The sequence below is a fragment of the Paraburkholderia strydomiana genome, assembly GCF_031456815.1.
GTDB classification, from domain to species: Bacteria; Pseudomonadota; Gammaproteobacteria; order Burkholderiales; family Burkholderiaceae; genus Paraburkholderia; species Paraburkholderia caledonica.
Genome location: NZ_JAVDVL010000001.1, coordinates 25,590 through 44,272, shown reverse-complemented (window position 1 = coordinate 44,272; position 18,683 = coordinate 25,590). Strand labels below are relative to the sequence as shown.

Annotated in this window: 18 protein-coding genes; 8 read left to right on the top strand and 10 right to left on the bottom strand. The window is 60.2% G+C overall.

All coding sequences use genetic code 11. The annotated features are described in order from the left end of the window. Window positions 1-8 precede the first annotated feature (8 nt). The 6 genes from J2W46_RS00185 to cynR form a co-directional block, all read right to left on the bottom strand. Window positions 9-1,712 carry an amino acid ABC transporter permease/ATP-binding protein gene (locus J2W46_RS00185; protein WP_310350293.1) on the bottom strand — a complete coding sequence of 568 codons (1,704 nt, stop codon included), beginning with the start codon at window positions 1,710-1,712 and terminating at the stop codon, window positions 9-11. A gap of 58 nt (window positions 1,713-1,770) precedes the next feature. Continuing rightward, entirely contained in the window at window positions 1,771-2,628 is an 858-nt protein-coding gene (locus J2W46_RS00180; RefSeq protein ID WP_087750801.1) for an ABC transporter substrate-binding protein, read from the bottom strand. A gap of 72 nt (window positions 2,629-2,700) precedes the next feature. After that, complete coding sequence (locus J2W46_RS00175; RefSeq protein WP_310350291.1) at window positions 2,701-3,603, bottom strand: polysaccharide deacetylase family protein; 903 nt, start codon at window positions 3,601-3,603, stop codon at window positions 2,701-2,703. Window positions 3,604-3,749: 146 nt separating this feature from the next. Beyond that, window positions 3,750-6,125: an acetamidase/formamidase family protein gene (locus tag J2W46_RS00170; RefSeq protein WP_310350287.1), complete on the bottom strand. Its 2,376-nt coding sequence runs from the start codon at window positions 6,123-6,125 to the stop codon at window positions 3,750-3,752. Between the two features lie 139 nt (window positions 6,126-6,264). Next, the gene (locus J2W46_RS00165; RefSeq protein WP_310350285.1) at window positions 6,265-7,296 is read right to left on the bottom strand and encodes an acetamidase/formamidase family protein; all 1,032 of its coding nucleotides are present in this window, start codon (window positions 7,294-7,296) and stop codon (window positions 6,265-6,267) included. Between the two features lie 123 nt (window positions 7,297-7,419). After that, complete coding sequence (gene cynR / locus J2W46_RS00160; RefSeq protein WP_310350283.1) at window positions 7,420-8,304, bottom strand: transcriptional regulator CynR; 885 nt, start codon at window positions 8,302-8,304, stop codon at window positions 7,420-7,422. A gap of 115 nt (window positions 8,305-8,419) precedes the next feature. On the opposite strand from cynR, the gene J2W46_RS00155 reads away from it, so the two are divergent. The 3 genes from J2W46_RS00155 to J2W46_RS00145 all read left to right on the top strand — a co-directional run bounded on the left by J2W46_RS00155 (window position 8,420) and on the right by J2W46_RS00145 (window position 10,718). Beyond that, on the top strand, window positions 8,420-9,079 hold the full coding sequence (locus J2W46_RS00155) for a carbonic anhydrase (protein ID WP_310350281.1): 660 nt from the start codon (window positions 8,420-8,422) through the stop codon (window positions 9,077-9,079). Between the two features lie 28 nt (window positions 9,080-9,107). Next, window positions 9,108-9,578 carry a cyanase gene (gene cynS, locus J2W46_RS00150; RefSeq protein WP_310350278.1) on the top strand — a complete coding sequence of 157 codons (471 nt, stop codon included), beginning with the start codon at window positions 9,108-9,110 and terminating at the stop codon, window positions 9,576-9,578. Window positions 9,579-9,680: 102 nt separating this feature from the next. Next, on the top strand, window positions 9,681-10,718 hold the full coding sequence (locus J2W46_RS00145) for an MBL fold metallo-hydrolase (RefSeq protein ID WP_310350276.1): 1,038 nt from the start codon (window positions 9,681-9,683) through the stop codon (window positions 10,716-10,718). Between the two features lie 159 nt (window positions 10,719-10,877). Here J2W46_RS00145 and J2W46_RS00140 read toward each other — a convergent pair whose 3' ends face one another. Next, window positions 10,878-11,198, bottom strand: a complete 321-nt coding sequence (locus tag J2W46_RS00140; protein ID WP_020067687.1) for a hypothetical protein — start codon at window positions 11,196-11,198, stop codon at window positions 10,878-10,880. Between the two features lie 199 nt (window positions 11,199-11,397). Continuing rightward, complete coding sequence (gene argC / locus J2W46_RS00135; protein WP_310350273.1) at window positions 11,398-12,327, bottom strand: N-acetyl-gamma-glutamyl-phosphate reductase; 930 nt, start codon at window positions 12,325-12,327, stop codon at window positions 11,398-11,400. A 123-nt stretch (window positions 12,328-12,450) separates the two neighbouring features. On the opposite strand from argC, the gene J2W46_RS00130 reads away from it, so the two are divergent. From J2W46_RS00130 to J2W46_RS00120, 3 genes are all read left to right on the top strand, one after another. After that, window positions 12,451-13,335: a LysR family transcriptional regulator gene (locus J2W46_RS00130; protein WP_310350270.1), complete on the top strand. Its 885-nt coding sequence runs from the start codon at window positions 12,451-12,453 to the stop codon at window positions 13,333-13,335. Between the two features lie 209 nt (window positions 13,336-13,544). Beyond that, a complete protein-coding gene (locus J2W46_RS00125; protein WP_310350267.1) occupies window positions 13,545-13,919 on the top strand; it encodes a DUF1254 domain-containing protein in 375 nt (124 codons plus the stop codon). A gap of 10 nt (window positions 13,920-13,929) precedes the next feature. After that, the gene (locus J2W46_RS00120) at window positions 13,930-14,484 is read left to right on the top strand and encodes a DUF1214 domain-containing protein (protein WP_310350264.1); all 555 of its coding nucleotides are present in this window, start codon (window positions 13,930-13,932) and stop codon (window positions 14,482-14,484) included. A gap of 133 nt (window positions 14,485-14,617) precedes the next feature. On the opposite strand, the gene J2W46_RS00115 is transcribed toward J2W46_RS00120, so the two are convergent. Beyond that, the gene (locus J2W46_RS00115; RefSeq protein WP_310350262.1) at window positions 14,618-15,004 is read right to left on the bottom strand and encodes a MerR family transcriptional regulator; all 387 of its coding nucleotides are present in this window, start codon (window positions 15,002-15,004) and stop codon (window positions 14,618-14,620) included. A gap of 86 nt (window positions 15,005-15,090) precedes the next feature. On the opposite strand from J2W46_RS00115, the gene J2W46_RS00110 reads away from it, so the two are divergent. Together J2W46_RS00110 and J2W46_RS00105 are read left to right on the top strand one after the other, a co-directional pair. Further along, the gene (locus tag J2W46_RS00110; protein ID WP_310350259.1) at window positions 15,091-15,999 is read left to right on the top strand and encodes an alpha/beta fold hydrolase; all 909 of its coding nucleotides are present in this window, start codon (window positions 15,091-15,093) and stop codon (window positions 15,997-15,999) included. Between the two features lie 25 nt (window positions 16,000-16,024). Then, window positions 16,025-16,924, top strand: coding sequence for an alpha/beta fold hydrolase (locus J2W46_RS00105; RefSeq protein WP_310350256.1), 900 nt, complete (start codon window positions 16,025-16,027; stop codon window positions 16,922-16,924). Window positions 16,925-17,024: 100 nt separating this feature from the next. On the opposite strand, the gene J2W46_RS00100 is transcribed toward J2W46_RS00105, so the two are convergent. Next, window positions 17,025-18,521, bottom strand: a complete 1,497-nt coding sequence (locus tag J2W46_RS00100; RefSeq protein WP_310350253.1) for a sensor domain-containing diguanylate cyclase — start codon at window positions 18,519-18,521, stop codon at window positions 17,025-17,027. Between the last annotated feature and the right edge of the window lie 162 nt (window positions 18,522-18,683).

Genomic DNA, 18,683 nt, shown 5'->3' with positions numbered 1-18,683 from the left:
CCTCTTATTCAATTGGCGACGACGTTAAGGAATTTTCGAGTGCGTTCGTGAGTCGGGTTGTCGATAAGCTGCTGCGGCGTACCCTGTTCGATGACTTCGCCGCCATCCATGAAAACGACGCGGTCGGCGACATCGCGGGCAAAGCGGATTTCGTGGGTAACGACGATCATCGTCATGCCGGCATCAGCGAGCCCTCGCATCACGCCAAGCACTTCTCCGACAAGTTCTGGATCGAGAGCTGAAGTCGGCTCGTCGAAAAGCATTAGCTTGGGCTTGATCGCGAGCGCGCGCGCAATCGCCACTCGCTGCTGCTGCCCGCCCGATAACCGATGCGGCAAAAAATCTTCATGCGCGGCGAGGCCCACGCTTTTCAACAGGTCCCGGCCAAGCGCTTCTGCTTCGGCGCGCGGCACGTCATAGACCTGCCGTTGTGCTTCCACAATATTGTCGAGCGCACTCAAATGACTGAACAGATTGAAATGCTGAAATACCATGCCCACGCGCGCTTCGGCGCGTGCTCGTGCGAGGTTGTGCAGCGGCCGCACCGTGCCGCCGCCGCCCGGCACTTCCCGGTAACCCACGTACTGTGAATCGACCTTGATCGTCCCCCAGTCGAGCGGTTCAAGATGATTGATGAGCTTGAGCAACGTGCTTTTTCCGGAACCGCTCGGCCCCAGAATGACGACCACTTCGCCGTGCGCGATCGACAGATCGACGCCGCGCAAAATTTCGCGTTTGCCATACGATTTCCAGACGTTCCTGCACGCGACGAACGGTTCGTCGCGCTGCCGTGGCGTGCGGCTTTCGGCGGGCAGTAGCGTGCCGATCCATGCGTGATCATTCGGCTCCGCCACCTGAGCGGCGACCGGCAAGACAACTTGTGCGTCGGGCTGTTTCGCATCTAGCGTCGAAGCGCGCAGTCCGAACCACGAGAATGTAAGTTTGCGGTCGCGCTCGTGATCGAAGAGGCGTTCGAGCCATACCTGAGCTAATGAGATCCCGCTCGTCAGGAACAGATAGATCACCGCCGCCGCGCCGAAGACAGTGAAGAACTTGAAGTTCTGACCGACGACCTGTTGTGAGCGAAACGTGAGCTCGTTGACGAAAATTACCGAGGCAATCGACGTCAGCTTCAACATGCCGATGGTGTCGTTGGCGAGACCTGGAATCACCGCCCGCATGGACTGCGGCAGGATGATGCGGCGTAACGTCAACAACGGTCCCATGCCGAGTGCCGCGGCCGCAATGGATTGCGACCGGTTCACCGACAAGATGCCCGCACGAAACAGTTCAGCGCTGAACGCAGCCTCGTTCAATGCGAAGCCAATAACAGCAGTCGAGACTTCATCGAAGCGCAGACCAATCAGCGGCAAAGCATCGAAGATAAAGACAAGCTGTAGCAGTTGCGGTGTCCCGCGCACGAACCAGATGTAGCCCCACGCCGCCGAGTTCAAAGTCCTGAACCGAGAGAGCCGCATCAGCGCAAGACCGAGGCCGAGAACAAGCCCAATCGCCATTGCGATCAGCGTGATTTTCACCGCAATCCACGCGCCGCCGAGCAGGAACGGCGAGCCGACGTAACCCACCAGTTCCCTGAAACCGTCGAGCACCTGGACGCCATCAAGACCGGCGGCCATCGCCGGCTGAAAGACCAGCATGGCTGCAATACCGAGTGCGCCGACGACGTTTTGTTTGATACGAAATGCCTTCATGTCAGAACCTGATTCATGACGCTACGGACACACCAACGGCGTGCCGCGCAGGCAGCCTTTATTGAGTAAGCAGCGTGCTCGGCATTTCGAGCGACGGATCCACGCCGTAGTGCTGAAACGTTTTCTTCTGAGTCTGATTCGCCTGCATGATCCTGAGTCCGTCGGACACGGCGGCGATCATATCGGCGTTGCCTTTCTTCACACCCACGCCGATCTTCATGCCGCTCGTCACCATGAATCCGCGGGTGTAGAGCTGCGGGTTCTGTTTCGCGAGACCGTCGACGAGCGCCAAGTCGTACATCATCACGTCGGCGCGATGACTGGCGACAAGGCGTGCACCCGACGCGATATCGGCTGAAGTCATGATGGTCACGTCCGATTTGCCTTCGGCCTTGCACTTCGCGGCCTGCGCTTGCGCCATCGTCAGTTCGACGGTGCCGATGCCCGCTGTGACGGTAAGGCCGCAGAGCTTTGCGATGTCATCGATTTTCTTCGGGTTGCCGGCGGCCACCAGGCCGCCAGTACCGGCCTGCATATACGTGACGAAAGTCGTTTCCTTTGCGCGTTCGGGCGTGTAGTACAGCAGGTCCCACATCACATCGATCTGTCCGGCGCGCAGTGCCGGCAGCAGACCAGGCCAGCCGGCGGTGAAGAACTCCGTTTTAACGCCCGCGCAATCGAACACGGCGCGGGCCATGTCGGCATCGGCGCCGATAATCTTGTTGAAGTCCTTGCTGTCACGAAACGCATACGGCGGCGACTCCGGATCGACGCCGATCTTGATGGTCTTTCCGGCCAGCGACGGATATTTCTGTGCCACTTTCGACGGCTCGCACGATTGAGCGGATGCGCCTTGTGCGAGAAGAAGGCTGGTGACAGCGCATAAGAGAAGCTTGAACGCTTTTGACATGGACATGGCGGGACCTTTGAAGAGGTTGAAAAAAATATCGGTTAAACAGGTGGTATGGCGATGCGAGAAGAGGGGGAGTCAATGGCCAAGGAAGTCCATGTGACTTGCGATCGAACCGGGCGTAGTGATGCAGATGCGGCCTTCGTCGCGCGCGCGGACGATATGCTCGAGCGCTCGGCGCAAGTGAACCAGGCGGTGCGGCTGTCCTGCCAGGTATGCGTGCAAGGCAATGCCCATCACCAGCGGCTCGCGGGTGGATTGCCGCAGCATCTCCTCGAAGTGATCTATCACCAGATCGGCGAACGACCTTGCGTCCATCTGACGCGCGAGGATCATTGGAATATCGTTGACCTCTTCCGGGTACGGAATAGCCCACAGCGGCTGACCGTTGCGTGTAACGAGGCGCGTGGGTTGATCGTCGTGACACCAGTTGAGCGTGTACTGGTAACCCGCTTCCGCCACGAGATCGCTGGTGACATGACTCTCGGACAACCACGGCGATAACCAGCCCGCCGGTTGCTGTGCACTTTCCACGGCGATCCGCTCGCGACATGCCACGATCAGCGCACGTTCGTCGGCCTCGGACAGCGTTCCCTGTCTTTCTGAATTGGTATGGCCGTGGGCGACAAGTTCATCGCCACGTTGGGCGAACGCGGCGACCAGGTCAGGGCAGTGATCATAGAGCGCGGTATTGATGATGCCCGCTACCGGTAGCGCCAGTTCATCGAACAGATCGAGACAGCGCCATGCTCCCACGCGCAAGGCGTACTCGCGCCATGCGTGATTCAGTACGTCTGGCTCAGGCATCACTGGACCGATGGTGGGGCCCAGTCCTTCACCGAACGCAAAATGTTCGATGTTGAAACCGATGTAGACAGCGAGGCGGGAACCGTCGGGCCAGCGATAGACAGGGCGGCCGCCGATCGGCGAATAGTCAAAGCGCCCGTGGCCGGCCAGCGCGCGATATGCGGGAGAATCCATGGTGCAGTGTCCTGTCGAACGGCGCGAACGCCTGTGTTCACGTCAGGACCCATCGTACGGAAGCCAAAATCGCCGCATCGAGCTTGCTGCGAACAAACTCTTGTACGCGCGCGTATTGAAGCCGCCGCTTGCTACGTCACGCTACGTCACGCGGAGAACAGCGATTTCCGGATGATCGCGTGCACGCCCCAATTGCCGTCTACCACCTGCGTCACACCGAAGTCGATCGCGACTGAGATCAGCGAAATCGCCTCGTCCTCGGACAGGCCCTTGGTCGTCATGAGGAAACGCCGCGTTTTGATGAAAGCGTCGCGCATCGCGAGGTCAAGGGTGGATTTTTCGTACACGGCGCTTTGCGCGCTGGTACCGAACTCGGCCAGATAGTTTGGATAGCTGAAGCCGTGGAGTACCCATTCGTCTGCGGTTTCCACTAACGGATACGTGAGGTCGGCGTACACCTGGTTGGCGAGCTTTTCTTTCTTGTGAAGCACTACCTGGAATTCGCCGGTGAGCGAACACTCGATCGCGGTGCCGCACAGTTCCGAGTCTCCTTGCGACGCATGCGGGTCGCCGATAGAGAGAAGGGCGCCGGGCACCCCGACCGGCAAGAACACGCTCGCGCCGCGGGTGACGCGCCAGTTGTCGAGATTTCCGCCGAAGGTCGAAGGCGGAATTGAATCGATCAGCCCATCCTGCTGCGGCGCGACGCTGATCACGCCAAAATGCGGACGCACCGGAATCTGGACATTCTTCAGGATGTCGTGATTCTCAACCACTGTCGAATGATCGACCGGCACGCCGGGATAATCGATTGTCGGATGCATCACGCCGAAAGGATCGCGCTGGGGTGTCCAGCGGAAGTTGTACACGGCGCGGGCGCAGGCGGTCTCGCTGTCGGTTGCGTCCGCATCGAGTTCATAGATGGTGACGACCTCGCGCGGTTTCGGCTCGGTCAATAGCTCGCGATAGTGGAATCCCCACCACGCGGCAGCATTGCTGCCGAACGCACGGCCGGCGAATTTCGGATTGGCGCACCGTCGCGGGTGAATGTCGAGGATACGCACTTCCAGCACGTCGCCGGGTTGCGCGCCGCGCACGGCGATAGGTCCGGTGCAGATGTGCACGCCGAAGCCTTCTCCCGCGCCACGGCCGTAAATCGACGCATCCATGGGCCCCGCGCCGCGCCGGTTCACGTTCTTACGCGCTGCGGTCCAGTGGAACACGCTTTCGGCGCCAGGATCGCCGCGCACCATCCGCTCCCAGTCGTCTGCTGCGTGTTGCGTGAGTGTTTCGATAGTCACGGTGTCTGCACTGTCGATTTCCAGCACGGGCTTGAGATCGTGACTGAAGTAGCCCCAATGAATCGTATTGGCGGTTGCGCGCAGCAGATGATGACGCGGCTTGCTGGACTCGGGAGTGGGCGATGGGGAAGGAACTTCGGGTTGCGTCGCAACGTACGGCTCGTCCGCGGCTTCCTGAACGGCACCCTGGCCGGCGAGTTGCGCATGCACGAGCAGGTTTCCCGCGTTGACGGGCAAGCCGCGTGAGATCCGCCGCACGAGATGGCGCGCTAGTTCGAGACTCGCTTCGTGCCGGAACGTGCGCGGCGATGCCCGATATTGCTCCCGGAACGCGCGGCTGAAATAGGCCGCGTCATTGAAACCCCAGCGGAAGCAGACATCGGCAATGGAGAGCTTTTCATATAGAGGATTGACCAGATCTGCGCGGCAACGCTCCAGCCTGCGCGAGCGCAGATAAGTCGAGAAATTCTGTCCGACTGCTTCGAACAGCTTCTGTAGGTAACGCGGCGAGACGCGCTCCTGTTTCGCTATCGATGTGAGCCCGAGATCCGGATCGGCCAGATTGGCCTCGATCGTTCGGCACACGCGCGAGAAAAGGGCGGCTTGAGATGGGGTGAGACCACTGAAGCTGCCTTCCTTGTCATGACCGACAAGAGACGCGACGAGGAACTCCGCAAGCGCGAGTTCCAGTGGACGCAACTCGTCGAGCGTCAACGTTTCCACGCTTTCCGCAACCGAGCGCAGAAAGCCGGAAAACACATGGCCGATACCGGCGTCGCCTGGCAACCGCCCGGCACGCAATGAAAACGGTGTTAGAAGACGTGCGTTGATCGCAGCTCGGGGCACTCGGATCACAAACGCTCGAAAGTCTGACGCGAACGATAGGAGCGCTTCCTCGCGCGAGGAAGCATAGACGATATCGCCGGTAGCAACGCTCTCGCTCGCACCGTCGGCAACGAGCGTCAGGCAGCCGTCGATATGCAGCACGATCAGAAGACTGTCTGCGCCGTCGACATTGAGTTCGATGGTTTGCGCGAAAGCGGCGAGCGCGATCAACTCGAAGCCGTTGGTCGACGTGCGTGACCTGACGGTGCCATGCAAGTGGGGCGCGGCTGCCTCAGGCGCGCCGGAACGCAGGCCGAATCGGCCCAGCGCCTCTTTCCATGCTCGCAGGCGATCTGTCTCGGCGTATGACTCGGTGGTGAAACGCTGTAGATCCAACCCAAGGCTCCCGTACGCTGACGAACGTCAGTCGAGTTGTTCAAGGGCAATGTCCGTGCCATCGATAACAGCCCGGTCGGCGCCGCAGCGCTGCGCCACGGCAGTGCGTGGGCGCACCGCCGTGGCGCGCGCGCACAGCTCACGCGCGAGGTCGTTTCTTCGGAGGAAAAATGCTGCGGGGGATCTTGCAGTGAATGCCCTGACGGCCATCGACTACCTGCGTCACGGAGAAATCGGCCGCCACGCTCATCAGCGAATAGGCGTCGTCGCGCGATAACCCTTGCCGTTCGGTGAGCAGAAGCAACATATCGCGAGAAGCGTTTCTGGTCGCGATATTCAGGTCTTCATCGAAACCGTGGACGATCCAGTAATCCGGCGTCTCCAGCAACGGTGAAGGGAATGTAAAGTCCCGCCGCAACACGATCTGGAACATCACATTGAGCGAGGCCTCAATTGCGGTGCCGCTAATCTCGCCATCGCCTTGCGATACATGGGGGTCGCCAATCGAGAATAGACCACCGTCCACCGCGACTGGGTAATACATGGTGGATCCAGCGCCGATGCGCCAATTATCGATATTGCCGCCATGCGCGCCTGGTGGCACAGTGCTCACGCGGCCAGCCACGTCGGGCGCGACGCCTGCGGTGCCGAGGTGAGGGCGCACCGGCACACGAATGCCTTCGAGCGCCAGTTCCCGGCAGCAGTCCCGAACGTCCGATCGCTTGCCGGGCACCAGATATTTTCCGGGGTAGTCGTATGCATACAATGCGTGAGCCGTATTGGACGTCTGATCGAGCTCATAGATCGTGACCCGCTCTTTGTCGAAGTCGGTAAACAGATGACCCCAGTGCGCGGCGAGATTCGAGCCGTAATTGAAACGCGGGGTCATTTGTAAGTAACGCACCTCGAGCAGGTCGCCGGGTCTTGCGTCTCTCACGAAGATCGGCCCCGTCATGAGATGCACGCCGGGTTGCCGATCGGATTCCGGAATCGTGTCGTAGAGCGCCCGCACCGTGTCGTCCATCATCAGATCGGGCGCGTCGCCCGCATGATGCGTGATCGCTTCGGCGCGCACGAAATCGCCGCTCCCGACGATCAGCGCGGGCGCTAGCGCCGCGTCAAAGTAGCCCCAGTGGACATTCCGTGTAATGGCTGGCAGTTCGTGAAGCATGCTTGGCTTGGCTCCGTAAGAGTATGCGGTCGGTGCGGCGCTACCGATGGCAGATCGTACGGGCGACAAAATGCAACGACTTGGGCGACTGCGCACAAAAGCTTGTGCGTGAGCGAATCACGCCTACAGGCTCTGACTTACTTCAGTAGCGACTTCAGCGAACGCGCGCGCAGCGGCAGTTCGATATGCACCTTTGCGCCGCAACAGCGCGGCGGTTCGCTGCGGTAACGAAGGTTCGAGCTTGAGGAGCGACAGGTCACCGTTTTGCCGCGCGATGGCCGCGGGCAGTATGGTCGCGAGCTGGCTGCAGCCGACAATCCCGATGACAGCGCTAATAGAGTTGGCCTCTACTGCTATGCGCGGTGCCACGCTGTGCTCGCGGCAGTAGTGATCGATGTAATGCCGCGTGGCGAACGTTTCGTTTAGCAGTACCCAAGCTTCCCGTTCGAAGTCGCGAGGCGTTAGCGCGCCGCGCTTCCTCGCTCGTGGATGCGAGTTTCCGACCACGACAGCGAGCGCCTCGACCAGCAGAGGCTCAGTTTCGATATCGGGTGAATGCGTGTCTGCGAACGCGATGCCCATATCCAGCTCGTCTCCGTTCAACAGTACTTCCATCCGTTCCTGCGACATCTCCTCGATATTCAGGATGATGCCGGGATAACGCTGGTTGAACCTGTCGACAAGCGGTCCGACGAGATAGGCGGTGAAAGTCGGTGTCATGCCGAGCCGCAATGAACCACGGCTCAGGTCGTGCACGTCGTGAATAGCCCGTCTGCCGGCGTCCAGATCCTGAAGCGCTCGTTGAGCATAGAGCAGCCACGCCGCGCCGGCGTCGGTCAACCGGATCGTCCGGCCACTTCGATCGAGCAGTTGCACGCATAACGTGTCCTCGAGCTGCCTGATCTGCTGCGACAAGGTGGGCTGCGAGACATGCAGTGACTCTGCCGCGCGCGTGAAATTGCGATGCTCGGCCACGGCGAGAAAGTAGCGGATATGTCGGAGCAGCATGGTCCCTCACTATAGGCGTCCCCTATAGAAACCATAATAAACCGGTCTTGGACGCTATGGTTGAACGGATTCATGCTTCGACCATCGGTTCACAACTTGCCGGAGGGGCGAAGAGATGAAAGACATCATTGACGGTTTCCTGAAGTTCCAGCGCGACGCCTTTCCCCGACGCTCCGAGTTGTTCAAGCGACTGGCCACGAGCCAGAATCCGCGCACTCTCTTTATCTCGTGTTCCGACAGCCGGCTTGTCCCCGAACTCGTTACACAGCGTGAGCCGGGAGATCTGTTCGTGATACGCAACGCAGGCAACATCGTGCCGTCGTACGGTCCCGAACCCGGCGGCGTTTCGGCGACGGTCGAATACGCTGTGTCGGCGCTCGGTGTCACCGACGTCGTGATCTGCGGCCACTCGGATTGCGGCGCGATGACCGCAATCGCCGCCTGCAAATGTTTGGACCAGATGCCCGCCGTGCGCAACTGGTTGCGCTATGCGGATTCCGCGAGAGTCGTCAACGAGGCGCGCGTGCACGCCAATGAGCGCGAGCGCGTCGACTCGATGGTCCGCGAAAACGTGATCGCTCAGCTGGCGAACATCAAGACGCACCCATCCGTGAGACTCGCGCTCGAACAGGGGCATCTCGCGCTGCACGGCTGGGTCTACAACATCGAAACCGGTTCGATTGATGCGCTCGACGGCACGACCGACCGCTTTGTTTCGCTCTCCGAGCATCCGCATGTCTGTGCAACGCCTGCACGACTTTCGCGCGCTGCCTGAATCCTGTTCATCAACTGAAGGAACCATCATGACCCAGTCGCAATTCAGCCAAACCACTCGCCAGAATCTCGCGGATGTGATCATCGACGCGAAGATCCGCAAGAACCTGACCTTTGAGCAGATCAACGAAGGTACCGGTCTCAGCCTCGCATTCGTCACGGCTGCGCTGCTCGGCCAGCATCCGCTGCCTGCCGACGCTGCCAAGGTCGTCGCCGACAAGCTCGGTCTCGATGAAGGCGCCGTACGCCTGTTACAGAGCATTCCGGTGCGCGGCAGCATCCCGGGGGGCGTACCGACCGATCCGACGATCTATCGGTTCTATGAAATGGTTCAGATCTACGGCTCAACCCTCAAGGCGCTCGTGCACGAGAAGTTTGGCGACGGCATTATCAGCGCGATCAACTTCAAGCTGGGCATCAAGAAAGTGGACGATCCAGAGGGTGGGTCGCGGGCCGTGATCACGCTCGACGGCAAGTATCTGCCGACCAAGCCGTTCTGAGTCGACAGTGAAGCATCTTCGGGGCGTTGTGACTTCTGCCTGCTAATACGAATCACGTTGGACTTCAGCGGAAAACGTGGTTCGCTCCATGAAAAGGGAGATATGAAAGTGAAAGTACTTGTCAGACTCGGAACGATTGCGAAAGAAGCCGTATTAACCAGGCTAGTGTTGGTACTGGTTTCCATCGCTGCGAGTTCTTTGCCAGTTTCCACGTCAGCTTTGGCCGATCCCGTGAGCCGGTCCTCGACGAGCACGAGTGCAACGCCGGATGACTATTTTCATACCGGTGCAGGCGCAAGATATCTGCGGCGTGCCGATGAAGACATCGTCGTCAATCCTCAACGCGGAAACATCACGGTGCTGATGGGGGCCGGTGGCAACATCACGGTTCTATCGGGCAGGGACGGTAAATTTCTGGTGGATGCGGGCATCAGCAAGTCGCAGCAAAAAGTCCGGGCGGCGCTCGACACCATCGGTCCCTCGCCGCTGAAATACGTGGTCAATACTCATTGGCACTGGGACCATACCGACGGCAACGCGTGGATGCATGAGGCGGGTGCCACTATCGTCGCCCAAAGGAATACCGCAAAGCATTTGACTGAAACGACGCATGTCAATGCGTGGAACTGGACCTTCGACCCGGTGCCGGTAGATGCGCGCCCGACACTCCTGATCGATCACAAGAAGACTTTCAATTTTTCGGGCACCAGCGTCGAAGTGCAAAATTTCGGCGGTGGCCATACCGATGGCGATCTGTGGGTGTACTTCAAGAATGCCGATGTGCTTGCTCTCGGCGACACATTCTGGAACGGCATCTATCCATACATCGACAACGAGGACGGCGGCAGTATCGACGGCGCGATCAATTGGGCCAACAAAGCTGTTGCGCGCACAACTGATCACACGATCGTTGTCCCCGGTCATGGCCCCGTTGGTACGCGAACTCAATTGATCGAGTTCCGGGACATGCTTGTCACGGTACGCAATAACGTGATGACGCTGAAGCAGCAAGGTAAGTCGCTTGACGAAATCATTGCCGCCAAGCCGACCGCCGCCTTCGATGCAAAATGGGCGAATTTCGTGTTCAACGGCGATCAGTTCACGAAGATGGTCTACGCCGGTCTGCGATCGGGAAACTGAATTTCGCCGCGCGCCATCGTAGGCGCTAGCTCATGTGCCCCACGACGACGCATGGGGCAGCCCGCTGTCGCGAGGGCAGCAGTCTTACCGTGTGCCAGATGGCGAACAGCGGGTCGGTGACGATGGCTTCATCGCCACCGATAGTCAACGAAATTGCTTCTACTTACCCGATGCCGGCGACTTCACACTCGGCGTCGCCAAGGTGTTGTTGCCGCCCACCGGTGCGGTGGCGCCGGAAGTCGAATCGCTGTTGACGCTGCTCGGCAGACCCGAGTTGGGACGGCCGGACATGCCGCTGTCGGAATTGGTGGTGCCCGGTGTGCCGTAGCCGCCCGTTGCACTATTCACCTGGTTTGCGGGGCTAGCCGTGCTGCCTGCCGAACCGTTCCCACCGGAGCCACCGGCGGCCTGTGCGTAGGCGCCGCCCGACAGCGTGAGTGCGGCGACAGCCGCGAATAACGCGCTCGTTGCCTTGCTCATGATTTCTGCCTCCTTTGTCAGAGAGAATTGGGACGCAGCCGTTTGCCGCATCCTTAATACCTGTGGAGCAATCAATGTGCCGGGCCTCGCGCGGTGGCAAAAAAATGCATATCGAATGTCCGGCAGGAGAGCGAGCCATTCCTCATGTCGCATTGCCGGCTTGCATGTGCGGCCGAACGTTGGGCCAACCCATCGGCCGCTATTGCTGCGTGAGCATCAGGTTCAGGTTCTGAACCGCAGCGCCGGATGCGCCTTTGCCAAGATTATCGAAAACCGCAGAAAGCAGAACGTGCCCGTGATCCGCGGCAGGAAATACGCTTAAGCGCATGTCGTTGGTACCGTTCAGCACTTGCGGGTCCAGGTGCTTCTCAGCGCACGATTCATGCAGCGGCACGACACGCACGTGAGCCGCCTCGGCATAGTGGCGTGCGAGGCATGCGTGTAACGTCGCGCCATCCGCACCGGGTGCCAGTAACCGCAACTGTAAGGGCACCGTCAGCACGATGCCCTGGCGGAACGCCCCATACGCAGGCACGAAGATCGGACGCTGCGCGAGCAGCGCGTGCTGCTGGATCTCCGGCGTGTGCTTGTGCGCGAGATCCAGACCATATACCTGGAATGAAGGCGCGGTGATAGCATCGGGACCTTCATGCTCCTCCACTCCGGCACGTCCACGTCCAGAATAGCCGGACACCGCGTGAATGCTGAGCGGGTAGTTGTCGGGTATCAGCCCGGCCTGCAACAGCGGACGCAGCAAGCCGATCGCACCCGTCGGGTAGCAACCGGGATTGGTGACCCGACGTGCGCTCGCAATGCGCTCAGGCTGTCCCGACGTCATTTCCGGAAAGCCGTATGTCCAGCCCGTCTGCGTGCGGTGGGCCGAACTTGCGTCGATGACTCTGACGGCAGGATTAACGATGGCGTTCACCGCCTCGCGTGCGGCGGCATCGGGCAAACAGAGGATCGCGATGTCGCAGGCGTTGATGGCTTCTGCGCGAAGGCGTGCATCTTTGCGTTCCGCGGCGGCAAGCGTGAACACCGTGATGTCGGTCCGATTGCGCAGCCTTTCATGGATCTGCAGTCCGGTGGTGCCTTGTTCGCCATCGATGAAAATAACGGGCGCGCTCATACGCGAAATACTCCGAATGGTGGTAATGGGCGGAAGGAGCCTCCATGTTCACCGAACCGCTAGAATAGGAAAAGTTGAATTTTATAACTTTGCAATTCAGTTTTCCTGAATCGGGACGTCGACATGCGAGAGATCAGTCTGGACCGCCTGCGTACTCTGATTGCGATTACCGAGCGTGGCTCGTTTGCCGATGCAGCGCGCGCGTTGAATCTGGCGCCGCCGACGGTCAGCCTGCATATCGCTGAACTCGAAAGTCGCATCGGGGCGCCGCTCCTGTCGAGAAAGCGCGGTCAGGTAAAGCCGTCGGCAATTGGTGAGGTGCTAGTGGAGCGCGCGCGTCGACTGCTGGCCGATGCGGAGCAGGCGTTGGACGATATTCAACGCCAGGTGCAGGGGATAGAAGGGCGCGTGCGGCTCGGTGCGTCGACCGGCGTGATCGCGTACCTGTTGCCGCAAGCGCTCGAGGTGCTGCGCGAGAATAACCCTGCAATCGATATTCAGCTTGCGGTACTCACGTCGCATGAAACGCTGTCGCGCCTGGCGGATGGGACGCTGGATATCGGGCTGGTCGCGCTGCCGCAGCCCCGCGTGGCTGGACTCCTGATAAAGCCCTGGCGCCGGGACCCTGTAATGGCCTTCGTCCCGGCGCATTGGCGGTGCCCCGCCCGGGTGACGCCTGAATGGCTCGCCGCTCAACCTCTCATTCTCAATGACGCGACTACACGCCTCTCGCGCCTGACGGCCGAGTGGTTTGCGACCGCCGGGCATCATCCTGCGCCGCGCATCCAGCTCAACTACAACGACGCGATCAAGAGTCTGGTAGCGGCAGGGTACGGCGCAGCGCTGCTTCCCCATGAGGCCACCACGCCAGTCCCCGATCGGCGGATTGTCATGCGTCCACTGCGCCCGGCGTTGTGGCGTCGGCTCGGCATCGCACATCGGGCAGGGTACGTTGAGCGTTCCACTCAACATGTACTCGATGTGTTGTGGGACCTACGATTAGCTTAAACGTTGCCTGGTCATCGAATTTGACATCGGGTTTCATTGACAGCGTGGCCTCGTGTTAAGCGTTTTCTATCACCTGCGATTCGCGTATTTCCTATCTTTCCTGTACCTTATTTACTACATTTAATCCGCCATGCGAATCAATTGATGACTCAAGCCGGGCCACGAGTCAGTTTCGGATTCAAGTCACTTCCAACTACTAGCGAGACGTCATGGGAAAACACAAAATCACTTTTGCAGTTGCGATGCTGTCACTGCTCGCGACAATCCAGACTGCGCTTGCACAGTCGGTCCCGGTACCGGTCACCACCGACAATTTCATTCGTGCAGAATCCGATGCCGAGTTGGCTAAGGTGGTGAAAAGCAATGGATTCGGCAAATTCTTCCACAACAGGGAAATTGCTCCGGTGGACCAGCAGATCGTCGTGCGCGTGAATCGGGATACGCTCTATTCTTCGGCAGTGTTCGATCTCGATGCTGGTCCGGTGACTATCACCTTGCCCGACGCGGGAAAGCGCTTCCGTTCGATGATCGTCATCAACCAGAATCACTATGCTCAGGAAGTCGTGTACAACCCCGGCAGATAAGGCTCATGCGTTGCAGGACGACACCAGGATCGAGCAGAAAAACGTTGGAAGTTTCGACGTGCCCAACTGGGATGAGGCAAGCCAAAAGAAAGTCCGCGACGCGCTTCTGGTACTTGGGGCAACTCTCCCTAGCGCGCGCAAATCGTTTGGCCGTGAGAGTGACGTTGATCCGGTGCACCATCTCATCGGTACAGCAACTTTATGGGGCGGAAATCCGGATAAAGATGCCATCTATCTCACCCGGACTCCTTCAAGAAATGACGGTACGACGATCTATAAGATCCACGTTGACCGAGGCGTACCGGTTATTGGTTTCTGGTCGGTAACCGTGTATAACGCAGCCGGACTGATCGACCCGAATCCACTCAACGCCTACTCGTTGAACAACACCACCGCGCACAGGAACGCGGACGGCTCGGTGGATATTCAGTTCGGCGGATGCGACGGGAAAGCATCTAACTGTTTGCCCATCGCTGCAGGGTGGAACTACACGGTACGCCTGTATCGGCCCAAGCCGGAAGTTGTGAACGGCAAATGGACGTTTCCGGAGGCTCAGCCGGCTTGAGAGAAGTTGGCTGGTGATCGGGAATCGCGCAGAGAGGCAAGCGGACGGGAGTTCGACGGCCCACTCGCTCGCAGGTAGAAAACCGCGTCCAATGTTCCTGTTTGACGGCGCTCTCCGTGTGCCGCAGTTCGCCTCAGTCGACGGGCGGCACCGCACCTTCCAGCAAGGTCTTGATGAGCCGCTCGCGCCGCTTTTCGAGGTCCGCGATCTGGCGATCGATGGCTTCGAGTCTTGCCCGCTGGACGTCGGTAATCTGGTCGCAGGAGCGGGCGCCTTCGATTAAAAGCATGCAGTCGGGAAAGCCGCGAATATCGTCGATGGTGAAACCGGTCGCGATCATGCGCTGAACCTGCTTGACCTGCGTGACTGCCTTCTCGGGGAACATGCGATAGCCATTGCTCGCACGTACCGAGGCAAGCAGACCGTGTTCGTCGTAATGCCGGATTGATCGCACGCTCGCGCCGGTGAGTTGCGAGAGTTGTCCGATCGTCAGCAGTTCCTGTGAGGATGTGTCTTTCATAAAGAGCAGGCTAGCATAATTTGCTTGACCATCACACCAGTGTAAGGGTTGAGACTAGCCGCACTGACACTTCCTCGGGAAAGACAATGACCTTACGAACGTTCCCTCGCTTTCTGATCGCCGTGTTCTGCGCAGCGACACTGTTCGCATCCGCACCCGACGCGATCGCGGCGCCCACCAGCTATACGGTGACATCGTCGGATGGGGTGAAACTGGCGGTTCAGGAAAGCGGTGATCCGGACGGTCCGCCAATCATTCTGGTGCATGGGCTGCTCGGTAGCCGCCTGAACTGGGAAGCTCAGGTGCAAAGTCCCGAATTGCGTCAATATCGGATCATTACGTACGATCTGCGCGGCCACGGTCTGTCGGATAAGCCGTACGGCCCGGAGCCATATCACGACGGAAACCGTTGGGGGGACGACCTCGCAGCGGTGATCGAGGGCTCGCACGCGCGCAAGCCCGTCCTGGTCGGCTGGTCGCTCGGCGGTGTGGTGATATCGAACTACCTCGCAAAGTATGGCGATCGCGCGGTCGCGGGTGCCGTGTATGTCGACGGCGTGGTCGAGCTCGCGCCGGTTCAGATCGTCGACCATCCCGATGTGTATCGGGACATGAATTCGCCGGATCTGAAGACGCATCTCGACGGCGAGCGCACCTTCGTGGGCCTGTGTTTCAACCATCGGCCTGACGCCGATACATTTGACCGGCTGCTCGCGAACGCCGCAATGGCATCGTGGGACATGCAAAAAGAAGTGCCGACAATGACGGTGTTCGCTGCAGAGGGGCTCGGCAAGGCGCGCGTCCCGCTGCTCTTCATCTACGGCGGTCACGACGCGCTGGTCGACACGCATGCGACGCTGGCTCGCGCGGCCGCGCTGAATCCGCGCATCGTCAGCAAGGTGTACGCGGACTCGGGGCACGCGCCGTTCATCGAGGAAGCCGCGCGTTTTAATCGCGATCTGGCGGAGTTTGTGAGGTCAGCGTCGCAGCAATGAAGCCACGTTTTACGAGGAGATGAGCATGACGCATGGAGACGAACACGACTTCTTTCCGGGCTTCGCGAGCCTGGACGTCGAAGCGGGCGATGTCTCGTTTCGCGGCAGGATCGGCGGGAGCGGATCGCCTGTTCTGCTCTTGCACGGTTACCCGCAAACCCACGTCGCGTGGCGATTCATTGCGCCGACGCTCGCGAGGTCGCACACCGTCATCGTGCCCGATCTGCCGGGGTACGGCGACAGCCGCACCCGCAACGATCAGCCGCGTTGGACCAAACGTCGCGTAGCCAGCGCGCTTGTCGCGCTGATGGGTCGACTCGGGCACGAGCGCTTCGCAGTGATCGGGCATGACCGGGGCGCTCGGGCCGGATACCGGCTTGCGCTCGACCATCCTCAATGCGTTGCGGCATATGCCTCGCTGACCGTGATACCGACGCTCGATGCATTCGCATCTATCGACAAGACATTCGCTTTGAACGCCTGGCACTGGTTCTTCCTGGCGCAGCCGGGCGATCTCCCTGAGCGAATGCTTGCGGCTGACCCGGACGCTTATCTCGACACTGCACTGGCGAAGATGGCCGGCGGTCTCGAGCGGATCGATCCCTTGGCCCTCGACGCCTATCGAACCGCATTCAGAAGACCACAGGTGCGCCATGCCATATGCGAAGACTATCGAGCCGCTGCTTCCGAGGACCTGGAGCACGATGCAAGCGATGCGGCTGCGGGACGAAGACTCGCCTGTCCTGTCCTTGTACTGTGGAGCGAGAGCGAACAGAAGGCCCGAAGCGTACTGCCTCTCGACACCTGGTCCCGATGGGCAGCGAACGTGACGGGCAAGGGGCTGCCCGGCGGGCATCTGCTTCCCGAGGATGCGCCAGATGAGGTCTTGACGTCGCTTCAGGATTTTTTGGTCGGACAGGTTTAGCGTTGGCTCCCGTGAAGACCTTGGCGGTCCTGAGATCGATGGACAGCCAGGCGACCCATACCGTGGTGCGGCGCCGGTTCCCGGCCGCCCGCGTAGCGCGTCAGGGTTTAATGACCGAAACGATGGGAACCTCGCTATCGGAGACCGACTGCCGCTCGGCAATATCCATAGCTTCGACCACCCGATTGCGACCGCGTGCCTTCGCCCGATACAGGGCCGTGTCTGCCAGCCCCAAGAGGGCGGGCGCCGATTCGGGCGGATCTGGGAAAGTGCTGGCCATGCCGACCGAGACGGTGACGGGGGCCCCGGCCGGTGACGCTGATCGGATCGCAAGTTTCTCGACAGCGGCTCTTAGCGATTGCGCGACGCGTAGTCCCGCCGCCGGTTCGCATGACGGGAGAACCACTACGAACTCTTCGCCACCGTAGCGCGCGACAAAATCGCCCTGCCGCCGCAAGGTGCCTGATAGCGCCCCTGCGACTTTCTTCAGGCAGTCGTCGCCGGCCATATGTCCATACGTGTCGTTGTACTGCTTGAAATGGTCGACGTCGAGCAGCAGGACGCATAACGGCTGTTTGCTGATCGAAGCTAACGAAAATTCACGGGCGAACCGGTCGTCGAAATAAGCACGGTTGAAAACGCCGGTGAGGCCGTCGCGTGCCGAGGTCTCAACGAGTTTCCGGTGCGTCTCGGACAGTCGCCGATACAGACCCGTAGTCTCGTAGATCAGCATGCCGAGCACTGCGCTTGACGACACCATCGAAGCGACACGCGCTGCGTACCATCCGACGCTGTATCGCGCACCCGCCGAAAGGGTGAGTGTCACGTCAATGAGCGCACCGACTAGCGCGACGGCGAGCCACAAGTCCATCAACGAGCGCACGCGGGTTGTCGACACATGAAGCCCCAGCGCCGCGAGGCAAAGCGCTTCGACAATGATCCCTGCGGGGCTGTCCGACAACTGGGTGTACGAACCGGATTTCGCGACCAAGGGCGGGAGGTGAGATTGTCCCGCGGTGGCGAGGATGCACAGTCCGACCGCCACAGCGACGGCGCCAACCGCGACGACTCTGGCAAGAGTGCGGTGCGTCAAGCTCGCGGGAACCGACCGGGCGAACAAAGATGCCGTCACCAACGCGGGAAAGCCGCCGTGCCAGAAAACCCAGATCCACACCGCCGTCTGCGGTCCCGCGCCTAACAGGCCGGTAGGGGAGAACACGCCCGGAAAGACGAGCAACTGGATAGCGGCGACGACACTGGTGAACGAATAGGCGCCGCTGAGCGCCGCGAACAGCAGCCGGCCTGAGACCGCGTACTGTGTCCACAGCAGCAGGGCCGTCAGGGCCTCGGTCAAGGTAACCCAGGTCGAGAACACCGGGAGAAATGGCGGAACTACCGGGCCCGGATCTTTGGCATGTGGCCAGACCAGAACGGCGGCGGCAATCGCCAGCACGGCGACAACCGCGGCCATGACTTTATGTCGGGGCGTGGACGGCAGGTGGACAAGCGTCGTTTGCATTGGAAGAAGAGTCACAAGTGCGGCGGGCGCCACTATAACCCGGCCGCGGCGGGGAACCCTTCGTTTTGACGGCAGCATGCGGGATTTCTTGAGCCCGGGACGCCTTCGAGGCGGTCGCCTTGCCCGTTTTATTCCGAGGCGGTGTTTGTCATTCTTGCCGCGAGGCAGGTCCAACCGGACCTGTCACGCACTCGAGAAAGAGGTCACGCAAACACATGGCGGAACCGTTTCGGTTCTGTC